The 22,700-nt window shown below is 62.8% G+C and carries 25 protein-coding genes; 8 read left to right on the top strand and 17 right to left on the bottom strand.

Features of this window, described 5'->3' with window-relative positions:
• A partial coding sequence (locus tag GCT19_RS15005) for a DUF3597 domain-containing protein (RefSeq protein WP_152852372.1) occupies nt 1-335 on the top strand: 335 nt, incomplete at its 5' end.
• A gap of 248 nt (nt 336-583) precedes the next feature.
• Here the strand turns inward: GCT19_RS15005 and GCT19_RS15000 are convergent.
• Together GCT19_RS15000 and GCT19_RS14995 are read right to left on the bottom strand one after the other, a co-directional pair.
• Complete coding sequence (locus GCT19_RS15000) at nt 584-856, bottom strand: hypothetical protein (RefSeq protein WP_013091148.1); 273 nt, start codon at nt 854-856, stop codon at nt 584-586.
• Between the two features lie 272 nt (nt 857-1,128).
• The gene (locus GCT19_RS14995; protein WP_018437241.1) at nt 1,129-2,820 is read right to left on the bottom strand and encodes a Na/Pi cotransporter family protein; all 1,692 of its coding nucleotides are present in this window, start codon (nt 2,818-2,820) and stop codon (nt 1,129-1,131) included.
• A gap of 375 nt (nt 2,821-3,195) precedes the next feature.
• On the opposite strand from GCT19_RS14995, the gene GCT19_RS14990 reads away from it, so the two are divergent.
• Complete coding sequence (locus GCT19_RS14990) at nt 3,196-3,936, top strand: 3-ketoacyl-ACP reductase (protein WP_018437242.1); 741 nt, start codon at nt 3,196-3,198, stop codon at nt 3,934-3,936.
• Between the two features lie 108 nt (nt 3,937-4,044).
• On the top strand, nt 4,045-4,527 hold the full coding sequence (locus GCT19_RS14985) for a Fis family transcriptional regulator (RefSeq protein WP_227717784.1): 483 nt from the start codon (nt 4,045-4,047) through the stop codon (nt 4,525-4,527).
• A 16-nt stretch (nt 4,528-4,543) separates the two neighbouring features.
• Here GCT19_RS14985 and GCT19_RS14980 read toward each other — a convergent pair whose 3' ends face one another.
• From GCT19_RS14980 to coxB, 5 genes are read right to left on the bottom strand one after another with little or no spacing between them, the layout of a single operon-like run.
• Nucleotides 4,544-5,872, bottom strand: coding sequence for a cytochrome c (locus tag GCT19_RS14980; RefSeq protein WP_152852371.1), 1,329 nt, complete (start codon nt 5,870-5,872; stop codon nt 4,544-4,546).
• Complete coding sequence (locus GCT19_RS14975; protein ID WP_018437245.1) at nt 5,872-6,288, bottom strand: hypothetical protein; 417 nt, start codon at nt 6,286-6,288, stop codon at nt 5,872-5,874. The genes GCT19_RS14980 and GCT19_RS14975 overlap by 1 nt, the downstream gene beginning before the upstream one ends.
• A complete protein-coding gene (locus GCT19_RS14970; RefSeq protein WP_176136553.1) occupies nt 6,285-6,926 on the bottom strand; it encodes a cytochrome c oxidase subunit 3 in 642 nt (213 codons plus the stop codon). The genes GCT19_RS14975 and GCT19_RS14970 overlap by 4 nt, the downstream gene beginning before the upstream one ends.
• A gap of 1 nt (nt 6,927) precedes the next feature.
• Nucleotides 6,928-8,925 carry a cytochrome c oxidase subunit I gene (gene ctaD, locus GCT19_RS14965; protein WP_152852369.1) on the bottom strand — a complete coding sequence of 666 codons (1,998 nt, stop codon included), beginning with the start codon at nt 8,923-8,925 and terminating at the stop codon, nt 6,928-6,930.
• A gap of 28 nt (nt 8,926-8,953) precedes the next feature.
• Nucleotides 8,954-9,955: a cytochrome c oxidase subunit II gene (gene coxB / locus GCT19_RS14960; RefSeq protein ID WP_152852403.1), complete on the bottom strand. Its 1,002-nt coding sequence runs from the start codon at nt 9,953-9,955 to the stop codon at nt 8,954-8,956.
• Nucleotides 9,956-10,322: 367 nt separating this feature from the next.
• Here coxB and GCT19_RS14955 point away from each other — a divergent pair, with 367 nt between their 5' ends.
• Complete coding sequence (locus GCT19_RS14955) at nt 10,323-10,796, top strand: DUF2778 domain-containing protein (RefSeq protein ID WP_152852368.1); 474 nt, start codon at nt 10,323-10,325, stop codon at nt 10,794-10,796.
• Nucleotides 10,793-11,062, top strand: a complete 270-nt coding sequence (locus GCT19_RS14950; protein ID WP_018437249.1) for a hypothetical protein — start codon at nt 10,793-10,795, stop codon at nt 11,060-11,062. Before GCT19_RS14955 ends, GCT19_RS14950 begins: the two co-directional genes overlap by 4 nt.
• A gap of 481 nt (nt 11,063-11,543) precedes the next feature.
• Here the strand turns inward: GCT19_RS14950 and GCT19_RS14940 are convergent, their stop codons facing one another.
• Nucleotides 11,544-12,509: a PDR/VanB family oxidoreductase gene (locus tag GCT19_RS14940; RefSeq protein WP_152852367.1), complete on the bottom strand. Its 966-nt coding sequence runs from the start codon at nt 12,507-12,509 to the stop codon at nt 11,544-11,546.
• Complete coding sequence (locus GCT19_RS14935; protein WP_152852366.1) at nt 12,506-13,606, bottom strand: aromatic ring-hydroxylating oxygenase subunit alpha; 1,101 nt, start codon at nt 13,604-13,606, stop codon at nt 12,506-12,508. The genes GCT19_RS14940 and GCT19_RS14935 overlap by 4 nt, the downstream gene beginning before the upstream one ends.
• A gap of 187 nt (nt 13,607-13,793) precedes the next feature.
• Between GCT19_RS14935 and GCT19_RS14930 the strand changes: the two genes are divergently transcribed.
• Nucleotides 13,794-14,294: a MarR family winged helix-turn-helix transcriptional regulator gene (locus GCT19_RS14930; protein WP_018437253.1), complete on the top strand. Its 501-nt coding sequence runs from the start codon at nt 13,794-13,796 to the stop codon at nt 14,292-14,294.
• A 27-nt stretch (nt 14,295-14,321) separates the two neighbouring features.
• Here GCT19_RS14930 and GCT19_RS14925 read toward each other — a convergent pair whose 3' ends face one another.
• Nucleotides 14,322-15,260: an NADP-dependent oxidoreductase gene (locus tag GCT19_RS14925; protein ID WP_018437254.1), complete on the bottom strand. Its 939-nt coding sequence runs from the start codon at nt 15,258-15,260 to the stop codon at nt 14,322-14,324.
• 148 nt (nt 15,261-15,408) lie between these two features.
• Between GCT19_RS14925 and GCT19_RS14920 the strand changes: the two genes are divergently transcribed.
• Nucleotides 15,409-15,642: a DUF2795 domain-containing protein gene (locus tag GCT19_RS14920; RefSeq protein ID WP_013091133.1), complete on the top strand. Its 234-nt coding sequence runs from the start codon at nt 15,409-15,411 to the stop codon at nt 15,640-15,642.
• 57 nt (nt 15,643-15,699) lie between these two features.
• On the top strand, nt 15,700-16,611 hold the full coding sequence (locus GCT19_RS14915) for a DUF72 domain-containing protein (RefSeq protein WP_152852365.1): 912 nt from the start codon (nt 15,700-15,702) through the stop codon (nt 16,609-16,611).
• On the opposite strand, the gene GCT19_RS14910 is transcribed toward GCT19_RS14915, so the two are convergent.
• The 7 genes from GCT19_RS14910 to GCT19_RS14885 form a co-directional block, all read right to left on the bottom strand.
• Nucleotides 16,603-17,265 (bottom strand): UdgX family uracil-DNA binding protein, encoded by a 663-nt coding sequence (locus GCT19_RS14910; RefSeq protein WP_018437256.1) that lies wholly within the window; start codon nt 17,263-17,265, stop codon nt 16,603-16,605. The two genes, GCT19_RS14915 and GCT19_RS14910, sit on opposite strands and share 9 nt — an antisense overlap.
• A 30-nt stretch (nt 17,266-17,295) precedes the next feature.
• Nucleotides 17,296-17,448 (bottom strand): DUF6496 domain-containing protein, encoded by a 153-nt coding sequence (locus GCT19_RS42735; protein ID WP_018437257.1) that lies wholly within the window; start codon nt 17,446-17,448, stop codon nt 17,296-17,298.
• A gap of 115 nt (nt 17,449-17,563) precedes the next feature.
• Complete coding sequence (locus tag GCT19_RS14905) at nt 17,564-18,235, bottom strand: hypothetical protein (RefSeq protein ID WP_321576809.1); 672 nt, start codon at nt 18,233-18,235, stop codon at nt 17,564-17,566.
• Nucleotides 18,236-18,243: 8 nt separating this feature from the next.
• Nucleotides 18,244-19,650, bottom strand: a complete 1,407-nt coding sequence (locus tag GCT19_RS14900; protein ID WP_152852363.1) for a selenium-binding protein SBP56-related protein — start codon at nt 19,648-19,650, stop codon at nt 18,244-18,246.
• Nucleotides 19,651-19,864: 214 nt separating this feature from the next.
• Complete coding sequence (locus tag GCT19_RS14895; RefSeq protein WP_026229034.1) at nt 19,865-20,743, bottom strand: ABC transporter permease; 879 nt, start codon at nt 20,741-20,743, stop codon at nt 19,865-19,867.
• On the bottom strand, nt 20,740-21,570 hold the full coding sequence (locus GCT19_RS14890) for an ABC transporter ATP-binding protein (protein WP_018437261.1): 831 nt from the start codon (nt 21,568-21,570) through the stop codon (nt 20,740-20,742). The genes GCT19_RS14895 and GCT19_RS14890 overlap by 4 nt, the downstream gene beginning before the upstream one ends.
• Before the next feature lie 85 nt (nt 21,571-21,655).
• A complete protein-coding gene (locus tag GCT19_RS14885; protein WP_013091125.1) occupies nt 21,656-22,699 on the bottom strand; it encodes an ABC transporter substrate-binding protein in 1,044 nt (347 codons plus the stop codon).
• Nucleotide 22,700 lies beyond the last annotated feature (1 nt).

Raw genomic sequence — 22,700 nt, 5'->3', positions numbered from 1 at the left:
CGACGGAACCCACCCCCGACCCGACCGCCGCATCAGCAGCAACGCCCAACGCTCCGGCCGCACCCGCACCGCTGTCCGACGTCGACGTGGCTGCCGTGATGGATCAACTCGTCAGCGAAAGCGGACAAAAGTTGAACTGGCGTACTTCGATTGTCGACACGATGAAGGCACTCGGCGTCGACAGCAGTCTCGAACACCGCAAGCAGCTTGCGCAGGAATTGAAGTACAGCGGGGACATGAACGACTCGGCGAGCATGAACATCTGGCTGCACAAGCAGGTGATGCAGGCGCTCGCGGCAAACGGCGGCAAGCTGCCGCCCGATCTGGCAAGTTAAGCACGACAACGCAGGCGTTTCGCAGAAAGCGAAGCGCAGTGGAAGTCCTGCAGTAACAATCAATCGCTCAGATGAAGTTGCCCGGTCGAAGCACGACCGGGCAACTCGAACCTTCTCCGCGTGGCAATCAATGCTCGCGCAATCGGCTGGCAACAACGCGCACTGTACGCGCCCTGGGCAACACGATTGCCGTCAGCGCACGGATTGAAACACGGTTGACCGAACACATTGCGATGGAATACACGCGGCTATTGCGCCGCGGTGAGCTTGAGTCCAGGCCGCAACGGCTGGGGTGGCTCCAGAGGAGCCTTGCGTTCGTCCGATACCTGTTCGATTCCCTTTCTCGTGACTTCTTCGAGGAAGGTCAGGCGAGCCCGATAGTAATCGGCACGCAGCTGTGCGTCGAGCACAAGCTGTTCGGCCTGAAACAGTTCCATGCGCAAGTTGTTCAGCGCGCGTTCGGCCTGTTTCTCGGGAGTAGGAGCATGTTGTGAAGCCCAGTTAGCAAGCCACCTTATCATGGTGAATCCCTCCTTGAGTTCAATGCTCTGCTGCGGCAAAGGCTATCAAATTATGGACGCGGCGTGTGTTAAATCGTTACAGGCGTTGCACGCTTCACTACTGATACCACAACCCGCGCGACAAGAAAAAAGCCCGCACAGCAAAGGCGGGCAATCCCACTCTCTTTGAAAGCGTGTCACGAGGATGACACGCCACAAGTTTAACCGTCGTGCAACCCGCGCCTACGTGTGCTGGCGATCAGTTCCGCGCGAATATTCGATCCCTATTGCATCTATTGAAGCGCCGCCACGTTTTTCGCAATGGCCCGCGCAAACTGCGCGATCTGCCGGCCCTGCTCGATCAGATCCATCGCGAGCCGGAATGTGACGACGTCCGTCTTGTCGGCCAACTGAAGCTTCGCGAGCACGACCTGACGCGCGGTCGCGGCGAGTTTCTCGATGCCAGCCTTCGCGTCGATGACCTTCGCGACCTCCTCCGGATCGGGCGCCTCGATCGTGCGGATCGCCTGCTCGAGATTGCGGATCACCGCCTCGGAAAACTGCGTGGTCGCCGCATCGCGCAAGCGCAACAGGTCGATCTGCTGCGTCATTCGCTGCTGCGCGACGCTCAGCAGCGTCGTGCCGACAATGCCGCTGATGCTTTCGAGATGGCTCGTGACCTGCGTATAGCCGACCATCTGCTGACCTTCCTCCTCCGAGTGCTCCCCCTTCGACAGGCGGCCGATATATTGAAGAATCTCGAAGGAGAGCCGGTCGCTTTCCTTGTCCTTATCGAGCATCTGATTGATCTCTTCCATCGTGCCCGTCGACACCATCTGGGACCCGCGTTGCACGACTTCGAGCACCTGCATGCCGAGCCGGGTCAGCTCGATACGCACGCGCTGCAATCCAAGCGCCGGCACCGTCAACACCGACTCGTCGAGATACTGCGGATCGCCCGCGGGCTTGGCGGGCTTCGCGCGCTCCGGCACGACCAGTTGCGCGAACCGCGCGATCGGACCGGTAAACCAGATCAATAGCAGCGTATTTGCGACGCTGAACAAAGTATGCACATTGGCTACCTGGCGCGGCGCCTCGGCCGCGAGGCGTTCGAGGCCCTGCAAGTCCGGATGCGACGGCGATATCCAGCGCACGAATTCCGCCATCTGAGGAATCAGGAAGAGCGCGATCACGACGCCGAGCACATTGAACACCAGATGCACGACGCCGACCTGCACCGCCTCCGGTGGCTTGCCGATCGAGGCGAGCAATGCCGTGCCACAGGTGCCGACATTCGCGCCGAGAATCAGCGTGATAGCGGCTTCGAGCGGCATCAGACCCTGCCCGCTCAGCGCAATGACGACCGCGAGCGTCGCCGCCGAGCTTTGCACGATCGCAGTGAAGACCGCCCCCACGATGACGCCGACGAGCGGATTGCGCATGTCCTGCATCGCGTCGATGAACGGCTGGTAGGTGCGCAACGGATGCGTGGATTCGCCCATCAGCTGGATGCCCATGAACAGCAGCCCTAGCCCCAGCACGACGCGGCCGATCTGCCGCAGCACCTCGCGCGGGGCAAACGCGTGCAGCACGAAGCCGATCGACAGCATGTAGGGCGTCAGACGCGAAACGTCGAAGGCGATGATCTGCGCGGTTATGGTCGAGCCGATGTTCGCGCCCATGATCATCGGCACTGACTGGGCAAGTGTCATCAGGCCGGCGGATACGAAGCCGACCATCAGCACCGTCGTGATGGTCGACGAGTTCAGCAGCGCGGTCACGATGGCACCCGCCAACACGCCGCGAAACCGGTTCGCGGTCAGCACGCCGATCAACGACTGCAACTTCGATCCCGCGATCGCCTTAAGCCCGCCGGTCAAGAACTCCAGCCCGAGAAGAAACAGCGCGAGGCCGCCGATCAACAGCCCGAAGATCCCAAGGATGTTCAACTTGTCGGGATCGATGTCAGCAAGATAATCAGTCATCCGATGTGCCTCTGATGATCACACGAATAGATGCGGAGCAAGGGACGGCTTCGCGGCCCGGATCGACGACCGTGGCGGCGGTCTGCCGCGCTGTTTCCGGGGCAGCTACTTAAGGCTAACGCTAAGGGTATGAGGAAGCCGGCGCGCAGGCAAGGACGGGAAAGCAGCCGGCAGCATCGGGACCCCGGAGTTCGCAAAGCATTCAACCGTGAATCAATGTAATTCATTGCTTCGTCAAACAACGATTCCAGCAACCGGTTTGGCAGTTAACCCGTAGGTGAAAATGCCCATCGTCCCGGCCGATTGCCGCTGCCAATAATAGGTCCATCCTCCAATCAAACTTGCTCAACCCACCCCAAACAAGAAGGAGGACTTATGGCAAATCGTGTTGCATACGTAACCGGCGGCATGGGTGGTATCGGAACCGCCATCTGCCAGCGCTTGCACAAAGAGAACTACACCGTCATCGCGGGCTGCGGACCGAACTCGACGCGCAAAGCCCGATGGCTGGAAGATCAGAAAGCGCTTGGCTTTAACTTCGTCGCATCGGAAGGCAACGTCGCGGATTGGGAGTCCACCGCGAAAGCGTTCGAGAAGGTCAGGAAGGAAGTGGGTGAAGTCGACGTGCTCGTCAACAACGCGGGCATTACGCGCGACGGCATGTTCCGCAAGATGACTTACGAAGACTGGCAAGCGGTGATCGACACCAATCTCACGAGCCTGTTCAACGTGACCAAACAGGTCATCGAGGGCATGGTCGACCGGGGCTTTGGGCGCATTATCAACATCTCGTCGGTCAACGGCCAGAAAGGCCAGTTCGGGCAGACCAACTACTCCACGGCCAAGGCCGGTATTCACGGCTTCACGATGGCGCTCGCGCAGGAAGTGGCCACCAAGAACGTGACGGTCAACACCGTGTCGCCGGGCTATATCGGCACCGACATGGTCAAGGCCATCCGTCCGGAGGTGCTGGAGAAAATCGTCGCGACGATTCCGGTACGGCGTCTCGGTACACCGGACGAGATTGCGTCGATCGTCGCGTGGATCGCGTCGGACGAAGCGGGCTTTGCGACCGGGGCGGATTTCTCGCTGAACGGCGGTCTGCATATGGGCTAACGGGAACGGCGCCGCGTGTTATGCGGCGCCGCCGTTTTGCGTTATAGACGTTGTCAGGTTCCGTGATGGTGTAGCGGCCCGGCGCGAGCCGGCCGCCTCAGTGAGCATATGACCAGAAAAGCGAGCCGTACTCGCGCTGCACCCGCGAAGTCGCCGCGCACCCGCCCGAAGGCGATGCTGCGCCCGATCGTGCCTGCCAAAGCAGGCGAAATCTCGCTCGACTATCACATGACGCTCGAAGCATTACGCAGCGGCGTCGCCAATCAATATCACGTAGGCAGCATGGCGCAAGCCATTTATATGGCGATGCTGCTGAATCAGCGCGGCTATGGTCCGGCCGTACCCGAGTTGTTTCGCGACGCGGAGGGCGTGATTCTGCGCTGCCGCCAGGCGGGACTCGAAACCGGCATCTGCGTGGTCGACCACGACGCCTTCGCGCTGCTCGGTCAGGTCCTCACGCTCTTCGATGAGCAACTCGCGGTGGCGCCAGTGGGAGAGTTGATCGCGGTCAACGCGAAGCTGAAGACGCTGTTCAGCACCGCCAATGGCCACTGCGACGGCAACGGCAACGGCAACGAGAACACCGCATAACGACGCGTGTTGGCATTTACTTGTGCAACGCGCCGCGCACATTCGATACATCGTTTCGCGTGACCGGTCCGGCCGTATTTCCCCATGTGGTCCGAACAAACGTGAGCACGCGGGCCATTTCGGTGTCCGTCAGCTTGCCGGCGAAAGACGGCATCTTGTGCGGCTCCGGTCCCGACTCGGTATGCGGACTGCCGCCGCCCTCCACCAGCAACCGCACCAGTGACGCGCTCGATGCCGACAGCACCGCAGGGTTGCCCGCGAGCCGAGGATACTTGTGCGGCACCCCTGCCCCGTCCATCTGATGACAGCGGGCGCAATACGACGCATAAATGCCCGCGCCGGGTCTTTCCACATCGCCGGTTTTCAGCGCCTGCACGGTTTGCTGCGCGGCGCTGGAGCGTGCGTTGAAATAGCCGCTCGGCGCGCGTGGCGGCAAGCTCTTCAGATACGCGGCGATCGCCGCGAGATCGTCGTCGTTCAGGTACTGCGTGCTGTCTTCGACGACCTGCACCATGCTGCCGAACGTAATCAGTCCGCCGCCGTGGCCTTTTCGAAGGAAGTCGACGATGTCGGTCGCGGAACTGCGGCCGAGCCCCGAGCCCGGGTCGGCGCTCAGGTTCGGCGCGAACCAGTGGTCGTTGGTGCCGCCCGTCAGATAGGCCGACGCGGACTCGTCATAGCCGCGCTCTTCGTAAGCGGGCCCGCGCGGCGTGTGGCAGGCGCCGCAATGGCCAAGCGATTGCACCAGATACGCACCGCGATTCCACTGCGCATCATGTTTCGCATCGGCCTTGAACTGGCCTTTCGGCGCGAACGCCCAGTCCCAGAACATCAATGCCCAACGCTGATTGAATGGAAACGGCAAGCGCGTTTGCGGGGCCGGCACCGCGACCGGTTGCACGCCGTGCATGAAGTAGGCGTAGAGCGCGTGCATGTCGTCATCGGTGATCTTCACGAACGACGGGTACGGCATCGCCGGATAAAGCCGCTTGCCCCCGGGCGCGATGCCCTCGCGCAACGCGCGCGCGAAGTCGTCATAGCTGTAACGGCCGATGCCGTATTGCGGGTCCGGCGTGATGTTCGACGTATAGATCGTGCCGAGCGGCGATCCCATGCCGAGCCCGCCGGCAAACGGCGGCGTAGCTTCAGGCGCCGCGCCCGGATGCGGGACGCGCGGCGCGGCGGTGTGGCAACCGGCGCAATCGGCGGCTTTCGCGAGATATGCGCCGCGTGCGATCTGCGCGGCGTCGGTGGAGGCGCTGGTGGCGTTTGCCGTCGCTGCTATCGTCAGCGCACATGCGGCCGCGATGGCGTATCTGAGCGTGTTGGGAACGTCGCGCGTCATCACCACCACCTGCACGGCGACACGATCGCGACTGCGACATCCGTGGCGATCAACGCGAACAGAAAAAGCATGCTGGTCATCACCGCGACGTGCGTCAGAAACCAGTCGAGTTCGGCACGCGTGCGGCGCTCGCCGTTCAGCGCACCGAGTTTCAGCGGCGCGACGCGGCGCAGATTGCGCCACGCGACCCACGTGCCGAACGCGCCCGCGATCAGACACACCGCGCCGAGCGCGACGATCGCCGGACGCATCCACGACACCAGCGGCGCGCCGAGCGGATGGTTGTGCGGATAGCAGGCCTGCGCGGCGAGCGTTTCCGCGAGCATCATCTGCAACAGCCACGCGAACGGCGCGGCGAGCAGACCGATCAGCACGTAGCGCATCGAGATGTGCGAGTCTCGGGGCACGGTCGTCATGACCACTCCCGGAACAGATACGGCGTCAGATACAGCGTGCTGAAAATGAACAGCCACACCACATCGACGAAGTGCCAATACAGCCCGCCGATCGACAGCGCCGCGCAGCGCTTGTCGTCGAAATAGCCGAGCGCGGTCCAGATCGCCAGCAAGGTCAGCACGACGATCCCGACCAGCACGTGCGCCATGTGAAAGCCGGTAATCGTGAAGTACAGCGAGCCATACAGATGCGAGGTCAGGCCATAGGGGTGGTTGTGCCATTCGCGCAACTGAATGCCCATGAAGATGCAGCCCAGCACGATGCCCACCGCCATCGACGCGACACCCAGCCGCAACCGCCGCCGGCGCACGCAGCGCTCGCAGAACCAGACGAACACGCTGCTCGACAGCAGAATGACGGTATTCACGCTGCCGAGCCCGAGCTCCGGCAAGCCCTCGGGCGGCCAAGGCTGCTGGCTCTGCGACGCCAGATACAGATACGAGAAGATCAGATAGCCGAACAGCGCGCCTTCGGTCGCGATCAGCGTGAAGCAGCCCCACCAGCCGCTCGATCGCTCGCCCGCGCTGCCAACCGGCAACGCACGCGCGGTCTCGTCCGGTTCGCTCGACGCGCGATTGAAATTCAGTGCATCGCTCACGTCAGCCTCCCGCGTCCTTGACCGCGACCGGCTCGCGCTGGAGCAGCGCGCGCTCGGGCCACAGCCACGTGATGATCGACACCGCGCAACCGGCCAGCATCGCGCCCACGAAAACCCACGCGGTCAACGCGAGCCCCGCGAACAGTAGCGCGGCGAAGACCGCGAGCCAGAACGGCGCGTATGAATCTTCGGGCATCTTCAGGATCACGTCGGGACTCGCCTCCAGCGCCGTGGTGCCCAACGCTTCGCGACCTTGCTCGAGCAGATAGCCTTCGTCGAGTTGCGAGCGCGCTTGAACCGCCTCGCCCGGTTCTTCGACGCGCCCCTCCCACAACGGATGCCGGCTCGCGAGCGTCGGCACCACCGCAAAGTTGTATGGCGGCGGCGGCGAGCTGACCGACCATTCGAGCGTCGGCGCATCCCACGGGTTGTTGCCGGCGAGCTTGCCGCGCTTCAGGCTCACCGCGATATCGATCAGAAACAGCAGCACGCCGGCCGCAAACAGGAACGAACCGAGCGACGTGACGAGGTTCACCGTGTTCCATCCCATGTCGGCGGGGTAGGTGTACATGCGGCGCGGCATGCCGAGCAATCCGGCGATATGCATCGGAAAGAACGCAACGTTGAAGCCGATGAACAGCACCCAGAAAGCGAGCTTGCCGAGACGCTCGTTCGTCATGCGGCCGGTGAATTTTGGAAACCAGAAGTAAATGCCGCCGATCACCGGAAACACGTTGATGCCGAGCAGCACGTAGTGCAGATGCGCGACGACAAAGTACGTGTCGGTGAGTTGCCAGTCGAACGGCACCGCGGCCGTCATCACGCCGGACACGCCGCCGATCACGAACAGCAGCACGAAGCCCGCGAAAAACAGGAACGGCACGCGATACACCGGGCGGCCGGTCCAGATCGTCGCGACCCACGCGAACGTCGCGACCGCGCTCGGCACCGCGATGACCATGCTGGCCGAGCCGAAGAACGACAGCGCGAGCGCGGGGATACCGGTCGCGAACATATGGTGAATCCACACCGCAAAGCCGATCACCATCGTCGCGACCGTCGCCAACGCGACCGGCCCATAACCGACCAGCGGCCGGCGGCAAAAGACCGGCAACGCATCCGACACGATGCCCATCGCCGGCAGCACGACCACGTAGACCCACGGGTGCGCGAAGATCCAGAACAGGTGCTGCCACAGCAGCGGCCGCCCGCTATTGAGCACGTCGAAAAAATGCGTGCCGATGCGGCGGTCCATCCACAGCATCAGAAACGCGAGGCTCACCGAAGGCACCGCCAACAGATTGCCGCCCGACGCGGTCAGCGTGCCCCACACGAGCACTGGCACGCGATCGAGCGACATGCCCGGCGCGCGCATCCTCAGCAGCGTGACGACGAAGTTCATCGAGCCGACCGTCGTCGAAATGCCGAGCAGCACCATGCCGAGCGCATATACGTCGATGTTCGGGCCGGTGCTGTACTCGAGACCGGACAGCGGCACGTAGTTGAACCAGCCGGCGTCGGGGGCCTGGCCGGTCGGAAAACTCGCATACAGGAAGATGCCGGCGAACAGGAACACCCAATACGACAGCGCGTTCAGGCGCGGAAAAGCCATGTCGCGCGCGCCGAGCACGAGCGGCCAGAGGTAGTTCGAGAAGCCGGACAGAACGGGCAGCGCGTACAGAAAGATCATCGTCAGTCCGTGCATCGTGAACAGCTGGTTGTACTGTTCGGGCGTGAGCACCGTTGCGTCGGGACGCGCCAGTTGAACGCGCATGATCAGCGCCTCGACGCCGCCCATCAGCAAAAAGACGAATGCGGTCACCAGGTAGCGCAGGCCGATGGTCTTGTGGTCGACCGTCGAGAACCAGCCGCGCCAGCCGGGCCGCGACTCCCAGATTTCGCGCAGCCGCTTTTCCTGCTCGCTGCCGGGCTCGACGCGGCCGCGCCGCGGCGTGCGAGTCAGGGCGGGCGGTGAAGCGGAAGCTGGTTGATCCGACATTGAACAGGCTCCTCGAGTGCGATGCGCTTCAATGCAGCGTCGCCAGATACGCCGACAACGCGGCGGCCTCGCTGGTGGTCAGCGCGATACTGGGCATCAATCCATCGGGTTTGATCCGTTGCGCGTGCTCGATCCAGTCGAGCAGGTGGTCGGGCGTGTTGCTGAGCGCGCCTGCCGCGATCGTGCGGCGCGAGCCGAGATGCGTCAGATCGGGCGCCTGCAGGCCGGTGGCCTTGGTGCCGCGAATCGTGTGACAACCCGCGCAGCGCTCCTCGAACAGATGCTGACCGGCCGCGACCGCCGCGTCGCCGGTGGGCACGCTGGCCGCGCGTCCCTGGGCGTCGCGCCACGCGTTGAAGGCGGCGGCGTCCTGTGCGATCACTTCGAACGCCATATGCGCGTGCTGCGCGCCGCAGAACTGCGAGCACTGCCCACGATAAATGCCGGGATGGTCCGCCTGAATCCACTGCTCGTTGGTTTGGCCAGGAATCGTCTGCGTCTTGCCCGCGAGTTGCGGTACCCAGAACGCGTGCACGACGTCCGCGCTTTTGAGCTGGATCTTCACCGGTTCACCGACCGGAATATGGATCTCGTTCGCGGTACTGAAGTTGCGGGCCGGGTTCGGATCATCGCTGTAATCGGCTTTCCACCACCAGTCGTAAGCGGTCACGGTGATCGTCAATTGCGGAGACGACGCGGGCGACGCCACCGATTCGAGCGTGATCAGTGCATAGACCAGCATCGCCAGCAGCACGACCGACGACACCGCGGTACCGACGAAAACCCAGCGGATGCCGCCGGGCTCGGCGCTCAGCGCATCCGGCTGCGCCGCGGGACGCTTGCGGACCATCGCGCCGATCAACAGGCCAGCAACGATCAGCGTGACCAGCGTGACGATCGCGGTGAAAACCCAGCCGAGGTAAAGCGTCGGACGGGCCGCCGGTCCGGCCGCGTGCAGGAAATAGTTCAGCGGTGCCACCGGGTTTGCGTGCGCGGAGTTCGCGGAGCCGATAGCCAGCGCCGGTAACAGCGTGACGCTGCCGCGCCCGATGCGCCGGCCTGACTTTCCGGATGCTTCCGCTGCTGCCACTGGGGACCCCGCTGATAGCGATGACCGTTCAATGCGCGCCGTCCCCTGCGAACGAGGCGACGCCCAAGCAGGTCAGCAAAAATCAGGCCGCGTGTGCCGAGGAAGCAAGCGGGGGCTCGCGCTCGCGGGAGCAGGCCGGTAGCAGGGTGGTTCGCTCGGTCAGGCGAGCTGCTGTGTAGGCAGGAACTGTTGCCGCGAAAAATTTATTTTAATAATGGTTTTCTCAAAAAAAAGCGCCTTTAGAATGCCGGCTCGGCATAACTTGATTATTTACGAATTCACTGTTACCGGTCGATCTGGAGGACTGATGTTTCAATGCAAGTTCGAATTGAATGGTAAGCCAATGAGCGAATTTCGGATTGGCGCCCTATCGTTTCCCGCGTACTCTGGGCAGGGGAGTTATATCAATAAGGCGGCTGGAACGTGCACGCCGAAATATGGCGCCATTCCCGTCGGCAGATATTATATTTTTGACCGAAGATCCGGAGGCCTTCTCGGACCATGGAAAGATCGGCTTGACCTGAATGGCAATCACAAGAGCGAATGGTTCGCGCTCTACGCTATTGATGGCGACATTGACGACGATAAAGTCTTATGCGACGGCATCATTCGGGGCCGATTCAGATTGCATCCAAAGGGAAGATTGGGGAAGAGCGAGGGCTGCATTACTATCGACCGACTCGCAGACTGGCATCATATCCGTTCAATATTTACCAGCACGCCGAAAATATCAGTTCCTGGATCTGAACTTAAAGCGTACGGCGAAGTGATTGCGAGATGAAAAAACTCCTAATCTGCCTCGCGGTCGGTTTCGGCTTACTACTCGCAATCTTTGCCAATGCGCTGTGGTGGATGATGAATCCAGAAGCGCCCCTGAACTTTTCGAATCCGGTATGGAAATTGGCGGTTCGTATGTACGGGGTCAAGACGGCATATCAAGAATCCGACCTGGCCTTCCTCATGTCGTCGGCGGGAATCGTGCTAGGTTTCGCCGCAGCAATTGTGCTTGTCTGGCGAAGCACGAAGCGTAGTCAGCGAAAACGGTAACCCACCTTCCAACTACCCGCCAAGCTCGCGAGTGCGCCCACGCCCTCCACGCTCAACGTCCGCCCGACCGAAACGGCCATGCTCTACGTGCAACGCAATGACGAGCGCATTCCGTGATTCGGCGGTTGCGACGCCGGCGACTACTTCACTTCGGCGTGTGCCGCGCATCCGTTCGATGGGAGCGACTATTAGATGAACGTCAAGCCGATGGGCGACTCGTATCTGCAGATCGTGTCGTTCTCCGGCAATCGGGTGATCGCGCACACTGCTCGCACCGTCCCAACCCGACGATCCAGCGTCGCCGCACTGTGCCGACGGCACGCGCGATGACGCGGCCCAGCGCTGGACGATTATTCCCGTTTTCCGAAGAAGCGATCGCGCGCGACCCGGCATTGAGTGTGCGCACGGTTAGTTCGTCGGACTCTAAGGGGAAAGGGAAATAAGCGGTATGACGGACGACCCGCCCGTCATCCGCGGAAGATCACAGATCGAGCACCAGCAGCGGCGATTTCGCGCGCGAGCAGCACGGCAGGAACTGATCGTTCGCCGCGCGTTCCTCGTCGGTCAGATAGGAATCGTGGTGATCCGGCTCGCCGGACAGCACTCGCGTCAGACAGGTACCGCACACTCCCTGCTCGCACGACGTGATCACTTCGACGCCATGCGCGGCCAGCGCCTGCACGACCGTGCATTCGGGTGGCACGTCGATCGTCGCGCCGCTGCTCGCGATGCGCACCTGGAAGCTGCCGCCCGTCGCCGGCTGATTCGCGGCGGCGCCGAAAAACTCGTAGTGCAGCCTGTTTTCCGGCCACCCGTTCGCGCGCGCGGTCTCGAGCACGAAGTCCATGAAGCCGCGCGGACCGCACACATACAGATGCGTGCCCGCTGGCGCATCGCTCAGCGTCTGCTCGATATCGAACGTCGAGCCGCCAGGATGGTCATCGTGATGAAGCTGGACCGACTTCGCAAAACCCGCCTGCGCAAGACGCTCGACGAACGCCGTGCGTTGCTTCGAGCGCGTGCAATAGTGCATGTCGAACGAAGCGCCCGTGGCGGCAAGCCGCTCGGCCATGCATAGAATCGGCGTGACGCCGATCCCGCCCGCCAGCAGCAGATGATGTGCCGCGTCGTCGGCGAGCGCGAAATGATTGCGCGGCGCGCTGATCTGCAGGCGATCGCCCTCGCGAAGCAAATCGTGCACCGCTTTCGATCCACCGCGTCCCGCTTCATCGCGCAGCACCGCGATCAGATAGCGATGCGTTTCGCGCGGATCGTTGCACAGCGAGTACTGACGCACGAGCCCATTGGGCAAATGCACGTCGACGTGCGAGCCGGCGTCGAAAGCGGGCAACGCCTGACCGTTTTCGCTCGCGAGTTCGAAGCTCGCGATACCGAGCGCTTCGTCGCGCCGGCGCGCGACCACCACATTCAGCACGGGTTGATTCATGTTGCTGTCCGCACCGGAATGACGCGCGTCACTTCAGCACGGGGCGCGCCAGCCTGCGGTGCGCCCGTCTCCGCGCGTTCCTGCGCGACGAGCCGATCGATCACGCGACGCGACATCACGCCGCCCGCGTCGATATTGAGTTTCAGCAGATTGCGCTCGGGCCAGCGCAGCAGGTTCTGCTGCTGACGTTCGAGCATCTCCAGATCTTCGCTAAAGATCTTGCCCTGACCTTCGCGGATGCTTGCGGTCAGCGCGGCATCATCGGGACGGAAATTGCGCGCCATGCCCCAGAAATACCAGATCGACGTTTCCGTTTCCGGCGTGATGAAATCCACCACGATCGACGACGCCTTCTTATCAGCCGGCGCGTGGTAGCCGCCATGTCCGGCATGCGCGACGCCGACCTCGATCAGCACGTGACTCGGCGGCGTGAAGTGGCAGATCTGCCAACGGTCGACGGGCACGTCGTCGGCGAGTCCATTGCCGCGCAACGCCATCTTCCAGAACGGCGGCGCCGCTACGTTCTCCATGAAACGGCTGGTGCGCACGGTATCGCCTTCGGCCACCGTCTTTGGCGCGGCTTCGTCGATTTCCTTTTGCCCGATGCTGTTCGCGTGCACATAGGTCTCGTGCGTCAGATCCATCAGGTTGTCGATCATCAGCCGGTAATCGCAGCGGATGTGATAAAGACCGCCGCCATACGCCCATTCAGCACTCTCGGCCCACTCCAGATGATGCAGCTTGGCGGCATCGGCCTGCGGCGCATCGCCGGGCCACACCCAGACGAAGCCATAGCGCTCGATCACCGGAAAACTGCGAATCGATGGAAAACCGTTGACGCGTTGCCCCGGCATGCCGGTGGCCTTGCCCTGACAGCCCATTTCGAGGCCGTGATAGCCGCACACGAGCGTGCCGTCGCGCACGAAACCAAGCGACAGCGGCGCGCCGCGATGCGGACAGAAGTCTTCGAGCGCCACCACGGCGCCTTCCGCGTTGCGATAGAAAACCATCGGCTCACCGCAGATCTGCCGGCCGAGCGGCTTATCCGCGACTTCATCGGGCATACATGCGACGTACCAGGCATTCTTAGGAAACATGTCAGTCTCACTCCTTGTTGTTAGTTCGCGCAGTTCATTCAGTTCACTCATTGAGATTCAGTGTACTCAATGCGCCTTTAATGATTAAATGAAGGTTTTCCCCTAGACGAACTTTCAATCAGGTAACACGAAGGCCGGATTGCCCTTTCCATTCGCTACGACAAGGCGGGAGGTCTTCAGAACGAATATGGTCACTTCAACCGAAACCAGCACTTCCGCGATCAGCATCGATCTGTACGACCAGCCCGGCCATCTGATCCGACGCGCGCATCAGATTTCCGTGTCCATGTTTCATGATCTGATCGGGCGTGAGGTGACGCCCGTGCAATATGCGGTGCTCAGAATGCTGCAGGAATTGCCCGGACTCGATCAGGTCACGCTCGCGCAGCGAGTCGGCCTCGACACGTCGACCACCGCCGATATCGCGGTGCGGCTCGAAGCGAAAGGCTGGATCGTGCGCGAAGTTCTGCCGCGCCGCCAGCGTCGTCTATTGTTGACGCCGGCTGGAGAGCAGTTGCTCGATGAATTGATCCCCGGCGTCAACGCGCTCAATCACGGTTTGCTCGACGGGATGGGAGACGACGATGCGCGCGAGCTATTGAGGCTGTTGAGAAAGTTTGTGCATCTGAATAACGATCAGAGCCGCGCGCCACTGCGCAGTGCGAGCGACGACGCGACGCCGAACTAGCACGCAGCGTCCTCCGCGCTCTCCGTGCTACGGCGCGATGTCCACCACGATCTTGCCGCGCACGTGGCCTTTCGCGAGCCGTTCCAGCGCCTTGGCCGTCGCATCGAACGAGAACCGTTCGGCGACCACGACACGCACGCTGCCGTTATTGATCAACGACGCGATCTCCGTCAATTGCCGTCCGTCGGGCCGCGCGGTATAACGCGCGGCCCGCGCGCCGTGGCTCGACGCCTCGGTCTGCGACGGCTCGTTGAGCGTTGAGATCAGCGCGCCGCCGGTCGCGACGGCCGACCACGAGCGGCGCTGCGTATCGCCGCCGATCAGATCGAACACGAGGTCCATGTCTCGCGCGACGTCTTCGAAGCGCTGCGCGTGATAGTCGATCACCCGATCCGCGCCGAGCGAGCGCACGAACTCGATGCCGTCGCCAGACGCCGTCGCGTACACTTGGGCGCCCTTCTGCCTGGCGAACTGCACGGCGAAATGCCCCACGCCGCCCGCGCCCGCATGAATCAGCACGCGGCCGCCCGCTTCGAGGCAGCCGTGATCGAACAGGCCCTGCCACGCAGTCAGCGCGGCGAGCGGCACGGCGCCCGCGGTCCCCGCGTCCAGTTTTTCGGGCGCACGCGCTAGCGCACTCGCGGGCACGACGACGAATTCCGCGTACGCACCCTGCCCCTGGCCAACGAAGCCATATACCTGCTCGCCCGCGCGCCATTGCGCGGCGCCCTCGCCAACCCGTTCGACCACACCGGAAAAATCACGCCCCAGCGTAAAGGGCAGTTGTTCTTCGCGGATCAACGGGTACTGCCCCGAGCGGGTTTTCAGGTCGACAGGATTGACGCCGGCCGAGCGCACGCGCACCAGCACTTCGCCGGCGCCTGGCTCGGGGACCTCGATCTTCTCGGCCTTGAACACCTCGGGACCGCCGAAGCTGTGAATGCGATAAGCGAGCATCGTGCTCATGATGGCCTGCTCCTCGAAAGGTCGTGTGGCGCTGCGTTTTCCGCTGCGCGCAAGCCGCGTTCCTCAGCGAGCCCGCGGGCCGCGGCACGACATATGCGACACGTACCGATAGGCGCGCAGTCGTGATGTACTCATTCAAGGAGGAACCATGTCACAGCACCCCGCTCATTCCCAGGATCATCGTCATCCCGGCCAGCCGAATCCCGCTGACATCGAAAAAGCACTCAGTGGCGTGAATTACCCGACCACACGCGAAAAGCTGGTCGCTCAGGCACGCAAGAATCACGCGAATACCGACATCGTCGATCTGGTCGACCGTCTGCCCGATCACAATTTCGACAGCCCAGCCGCGGTCGCGAAGGAAATCGCGCGTATTCAATGACTCTCCAGCAGAGCATCATGGAGAGCACTTCAAAAGTTCATCCACCAGGCTTTCGCAATGAAGAAGACCGGCGACGCGCGTATCGGCATTTCCGGCTGGCGCTATCAAGGATGGCGCGGCAGCTTTTACCCCGAGGATCTGAAACATGCAGCGGAATTACAGTACGCGTCGGCGCTATTCGGCACGATCGAGATCAACGGCACGCATTACAGCCTTCAATCGCTCGATAGCTGGCAGCGCTGGTATGCGCAAACGCCTGGCGGCTTCGTTTTTGGCATCAAAGGCGCGCGTTATCTGACTCATATGCTGCGGTTTCGCGGTGCGAGCGCGCGCGCCGGCATCGCGAACTTCTTCGCGCAGGGCCTGCTCGCGTTGAACGAAAAGCTCGGTCCGATCCTGTGGCAATTTCCGCCGTCGTTCCGATTCGAGCCCGACGCAATGGAACGCTTTCTGCGCGAGCTGCCGCCCGATACCGCGAGCGCAATGGCGCTCGCCAGGCAACACGATGAACGTGTCAAAACGCCCTACGTCGACATCGATCGCAAGCGGATGTTGCGTCACGCGGTCGAAGTGCGCCACGCGAGCTTTGTCGATCCCGCGTTCGTGACGCTGCTGCGGCAATACGGCGTCGCACTCGTCGTTTCCGATTCCACCGAACCGTGGCCCGTCGCCGAAGATCTGACAGCGGACTTCGTCTATATCCGGCTGCACGGCAGCGAAGCCAAATACTCGGGTTCATATGGGGACGAAGCTCTGCAACGATGGGCCGAGCGAATCGATGCATGGCGCGGCGGTTCACAACCGGCCGATGCGCGATTGATCGCGCCGCAACTCGCGCCGCCGCGCCGAGCCGCGCGAGACGTCTACTGCTACTTCGACAACGATGTGAAAGCGCGAGCGCCGTTCGACGCGCAACGGCTGATGAAAAACCTCAGGTTGCAAGCGACACACGCGCCGGCGTTACCCTGATCGCTTGCCGCCGTGGGCCAGCTTCTGTGCGGTGCGCAGCGCCGCGACGATTCGCTCGTACACCTCGCGACGCGTTTCAGGGTCCGGCGCGCGCAGCGCAAACGACGGATGATACGTCGCGACCACACGTTGCTCGCCGCGTTCGAGCGTTTTATCGAACGCATCCTGCAAACGCGCGTGCGGATCGTCGACAACCGCTTTCAACGCAGTCGCGCCGAGTGCCACGACCACCCGCACATCCGGCATGTCGAGTTCCTGCTCGAGCCAGTAGCTGCATGCATCCACTTCGCGCTGAGCGGGCGTTTTGTGCAAGCGACGCTTGCCGCGTGCAATCCACTTGAAATGCTTGACCGCATTCGTCACGTAGACGTCGTTACGCTTGACGCCGGCTTCTTCGAGCGCTCTGTCGAGCAACGCGCCGGCCGGCCCGACGAAGGGCTTGCCCTGCAGATCTTCCATGTCACCGGGCTGCTCGCCGACCAGCACGATCGACGCGTGCCGCTGCCCTTCGCCGGGCACGGCCTGAGTCGCGTTGCGCCAGAGCGCGCAACGACGGCAATCGCCGAGCTTCGCCGGATGTTGATCGGGTTCGACATCCGCTGGCTCCGACTGCGCGTCGCCATGCGCGCGCTTTTTCTGCGGCCTGTCGGTCATGGGTGCGACCGTGCGTGCTGAAGCAGCAGCCTATTTCTCGCTCTTCTTCGGAATCTTCGCGCCCGACTTGCGCGCCTGATTCAATGCGATCGCGACAGCCTGCTTGTGCGGCTTGCCATGCTTCGACTCGGTCTTGATGTTGTGCGACACGGTCTCTTTCGACGTACCTTTCTTCAGCGGCATGATCTTCTCCAGTGTAAATGACGAGAGGAAAAATCAGGACCCGCACGGAATGGCGTTCCTGCACCGAGACTGCGCAGCATACGCTGTGCCCGCGACCTCGTCGGTCTCGCCAAAATCACCCGGAAACGCCCGTTGCCGTCGCATTCAACGCCAGCGACACGCTCCCCACCAGAATCAGACTGGACGCCCACACCGCATCGAGATTGAACCAGCTGCGCGACACGAACCTGAGCCCGAGGTAGCGATAAACGAGCCACGCGAGCACGCCGCCGGCCACCGTCATCGTGGCTGCATGCACCGCGGAGACCGACAGCGCCATGCGCAGACTCGTTTCGATCAGCGCCTGGGCGGCTTTGTGCGCGCTGTCCATTGCGTCGGCGCGGCACAGACCGAGATAGATCGGCACCAGCATCAAGCCGGCCCCGTGCGCGATCGCCACCGCGAACGACCACAGCGCGAGCCGCGACGGCGGAATTCTCGCCAGCACGCGCGGATGACGGCGGCGCATCAGCAGCACCAGACCGAAGCCGATCACCAGCACGCTCGCGCCGATCTGCATCTGACGCTGCCAGGCGAGCACGCTCGCGAGCATCGCAAACGGCAGCATCATCAGCAGTATCGCGAGCGCGTGCCCGGCCGCGAGATAGAGAAGCGCGACGACCAGCGCTTGCGAGCGCCGCTGCATCAGCGCGTTCGACACCGCGAGCGGCCACCCCATCGCCGGATTGATTCCGTGATATGCGCCGCTCGCGACGACGGCGAGCCACAGTGCCGCTTGCGGCGACACCGCGCCGCTCAAACGCCCACCGACGGATAGCAGAAAGAATCGGTCGAGCAGTCGCCGCCTTCGAGACGGATCTGGTGCGCGCGATAGCCGGCGGGAAATTCGACGAAGTAATCTTCGGCGAGCTTGAGACCGCCATTGGGATCGGCATGCGCCATCACTTGCACGCCCGGCACGCCATCCGGATAGAACTGGTCGTCCCACGTCGAATAGAGCGAGTTGGTCCAGTAGACGCGCTTGCCATCGCGACTGATCTCGACCATCTGCGGACCACCGGCGAAAGCCTTGCCGTTCGGATGCGGCGTACAACGTTCGATCCCACCGATGCGCACCGAGCCGGTCAATTTCGGCTTGCGCGGTTCGGTCACGTCGTACTGGCGCATCTCGCCGGTACCCCAGCACGAGACATAGAGGAATTTATCGTCGATCGAAAGATCGATATCGGTGACGAGCGGCGGCACCGCGCCGAAACCTTGCAGCAACGGCGGCAATTCGTCGGCGTGCGCGGGCTCCGGCGGAATAGTCGCGGTCTTTTCGATATGGAAGTGGCCGCCTTCGCGCCACCAGGTCCAGATCGATCCTTCCAGATTGGTGGTGTCGACCACGACGCCGATAAAACCGCACTCGCGGCTCGGATCGTGCGCGGGCCGCACTTCGAGCGCCATCTGATGGTTCGCGCCGAGATCGAGCGTCTGCACGTTGCGTCTTGCGCGCAGATCCCAGAAGTGCACGCGGTGGCCGTATTTGTTCGAAAGCAGGTCTTCAGGCACGATGCCGTTTTCGAATTGCGGCGGCAGCGCCCATTCGGTCGACACCATGTAATCGCGCGGCAGATTCCACCAGAAGTCGTAGTGCTTTTCCTGCGCGCCGCGCTCGATTTCCCAGCGTCCCAGCACCTCGAACGTTTGGCAATCCATGATGAAGATTCCGGGCGGCCCGTCGGTGCCGTCCTTGCCGCCACCGCCGAGCGTGCTCACGTAGATGCCCTCCGGTCCGCAATGCACGGTGTGCGGACGCGAATAGCCGGTCTTGCGGAAGATTTCCTCCGGCTCGATGATCTTGTGAATCTTCGCCTGGGTGGGATGCGGTTTCGTATCGACGATATAGATGCGCGACGAGCGCATGCCCGGAATGATCAGATAGCGTCGCTCGAGAAATGCGTGGCCCGTCAATGGCGACAACGCGGACGAACACGCGTTCCAGCCGAAGTGATGGAATTCGTCGCCCTTGTTAGGCATCGGCACCGTGTGCACCACCTGGCTATAGCTCGCCGAACCGGGCTTCACGTCGATCACGGCAAGCGCGTCGGGCTGCGACGAATCCGGACTCAACAGCACCGTGTACGCGTATTCTTCCGCCGGCGCATCCATCGCGAGCTTCGGCGATGCATGAAAGGTAGGATCGGGGCGCATTCCCATGACGGCACTCCTGTCGTTCTGAACGGTTCTGAACGGAAGCCCGGCCCGCCAAAAATCGAGCCAGCGCGTAACCTTACATTTGTAGTTCACGACAGCGACGGACGCAACCGGATATTTGCACCCGAACGCAGGGTGCGATCCGACGACCAGGCGCACCGCGCCGCAAGCGCTCGCGCCGACGCCGGGAAGGGCGAATTCGCTCCGATGGAACGCGTTACTGCTGCACGCCCCAGCGCCGCACGGTCACGCGTTCGAGCGTATCGAACACGAGATGCTCGACCAGCAGACCGATCACGATCACGGCCGCGAGCCCCGCGAAAACGCGATCCGTGTATAGCTCGTTGCGATTCTGGAAGATGTACCAGCCGAGTCCGCCGCTGCCCGAACTCGCGCCGAACACGAGTTCCGCGGCGATCAGCGTGCGCCACGCAAACGCCCAGCCTACGCGCAGGCCGGCCAGGATCGACGGCAGCGCCGCCGGCACGAGGATCAACAGCACATGACGCAGGCCCGTCAGACCGTAATTGCGTCCGGTCATCTTCAGCGTCGCGGGCACCGACTGAAAGCCCGAATAGGTATTGAGCGCGAGCGGCCATAACACCGCATGCACGAGCACGAACAGCAGGCTGCCGGTGCCGAGTCCGAACCACAGCAACGCGAGCGGCAGCAACGCGATCGACGGCAGCGGGTTGAACATCGCGGTCAGCATCGACAGCAGATCGCGGCCCACGCGCGTCGACACCGCGAGCGATGTCAGCACGAATGCAAACCCGGCGCCGAGCAGATAGCCGCGCAGCAGCACGGACATCGATACCGCCGTCTTCGCGAGCAGTTCGCCGGACCACACGCCTTGCACGAACGCGGTCAAGGTAGCGCCGAAGGTCGGCAGCAGCAGATCGTTGTTGATCACGCGCGCGGCGATTTCCCACGCGGCGATCAGCACGAGCGCGATCAGTGTCTTGCGCAGCCAGCCGTGCGCGAAGATCCGCCCGGCCGCGGGCAACGGCGCTTCGATCGCGAGATCGCCGGGTGCTTCGAGCGGACGTTCGTATTCGTCGCGCACCGGCGGCAGCAACCTGACAGGCGTACTCATTGCACGGCCTCCGTCTGTTCGAACAGCAGGTGATGAATCCGCGCGACGCTGCGCTGAAAATCGGCGCGGCCGAAGCTGTCCTGCGAATATTGATGGCTGTTCAGTTCGGCGCGCACGCGGCCCGGATGCGGCGACAGCAGCAGAATCCGGTTGCCGACCACCAGCGCCTCTTCGATCGAATGCGTGACGAACAGCAGCGTGAAGTTCACTTCTTCCCATAGCCGCAGCAGTTCTTCCTGCATCTTGCGGCGCGTCAGCGCGTCGAGCGCGGCGAACGGTTCGTCCATCAGCAGCACGCGCGGCTGCATCGCGAGCGCACGCGCGATCGCGACGCGTTGCTTCATGCCGCCCGACAACGTGTGCGGATACGCACCCGCGAACGCGGCGAGGCCGACCTTGTCGAGGTAATGCAGCGAGCGTTCATGAGCTTCGGCCTTCGACAGCTTCTTCGCGACGCGCAACGGAAACGCGACGTTCTGCACGACCGTTTTCCACGGCGGCAACTGATCGAACTCCTGAAACACGACGATGCGATCGGCGCCCGGTCCGCGCACGCGCTGACCGTCGAGTGAAATGCTGCCCGCGCTCGGCTCGATGAAACCGGCTACCGCCTTCAGCAATGTCGACTTGCCGCAACCGGACGGCCCGAGCAGCACGAAGCGGTCGCCGCCGTAGACGTCGAAGCTGACGTCGTGAGTCGCGCGCACGATCCGCTCGCGCGTGCGGTATTCGAGGTTCACGTTCTCGACCGCGAGCAGCTTGCCGCTGGTTGCCGCGGCGCTCCGCTCGCCGTCGTGTGGAAACAGAAGCGTGGGATTGGCCACCATCAAAGCGCTCCCTGCGAGTAAACCGCCTCAACCGGCGAGTGTTGCCGCGTACCGCGCAGCGCCACGAATGCGCGAGACGTCATGCTCAGCTCCCCGCCGCCGTCGCCGGATCGTCGAAGAAATAGTCCTTCCACGACGACGGCTCGTTCCTGATTGCGCCGACGCGATGCATGAACTGCGCGAGCCCGAGCGTGTTCTGCGGCACGATCTTGAACTGGACCTGCGGATTCGTGATGATTTTCACGAGCAGTTCGCGATCGATCTTCGACTGATTGGTGCGGATATAGATATCGGCCGCGCCCTGCGGATTGGCGTTGATGTACTTCGCCGCATCGGCGAGCGCATCGACGAACGCGCGATACGTCTTCGGGTTGTCATGGCGGAATTTTTCGGTCGCATAGAGAACCGTCGCCGAACTCGGGCCGCCCAGTACATCGTACGAATTGAGCACGATATGCGCCTTCGGATTGCCGGCCAGTTCCTGCTCCTGGAACGGCGGATTGCCGAAATGCCCGGTGATTTCAGTGCCACCCGCGATGATCGCCGCGGCCGCGTCCGGATGCGGCAACGCCTGCGTGTACTTGTCGAGCCGGTCGTATTCCTTGTCGCCCCAGCGCTTCGCGGCCGCGTATTGCAGCACGCGCGATTGCACCGATACGTTGACCGCCGGCAGCGCGATGCGGTCCTTCTGCGTGAAGTCCGCGATCGTCTTCACGTCGGGATTGTTGCTGACCAGGTAGTACGGCAGATTGCCGAGCGACGCGACGCCCTTCACGTTCTGCTTGCCGTGCGTGCGATCCCAGATCGTCAGCAGCGGGCCGACGCCCGCGCCGGCGATATCGACCGCGCCCGACAGCAACGCGTCGTTGACCGCCGCGCCGCCCGACAGCTTGACCCAATCGACCTTGATGTCGAGGCCCTGCTTGCGCCCTTCGCTTTCGATGAAATGCTGATCCCGCGCCACGTTCAGCAGCAGATACACGATACCGAACTGCTCGGCCACGCGAATCTCGCCCTCGGCATGCGCGGGAGCGCTGACGACGGCGCCCATCGACAGACTCAGCAGTAGTGCCGTCAAACGGCGGAAAGACGACGGCCGTGCGGCGGTCGGACGAAATCGGCTCAGCATT

It is taken from the genome of Paraburkholderia atlantica, from assembly GCF_009362785.1.
GTDB classification, from domain to species: Bacteria; Pseudomonadota; Gammaproteobacteria; order Burkholderiales; family Burkholderiaceae; genus Paraburkholderia; species Paraburkholderia atlantica.
Note: the sequence above shows the minus strand (reverse complement) of the source record. Positions and strands in the feature narration are given on the sequence as shown.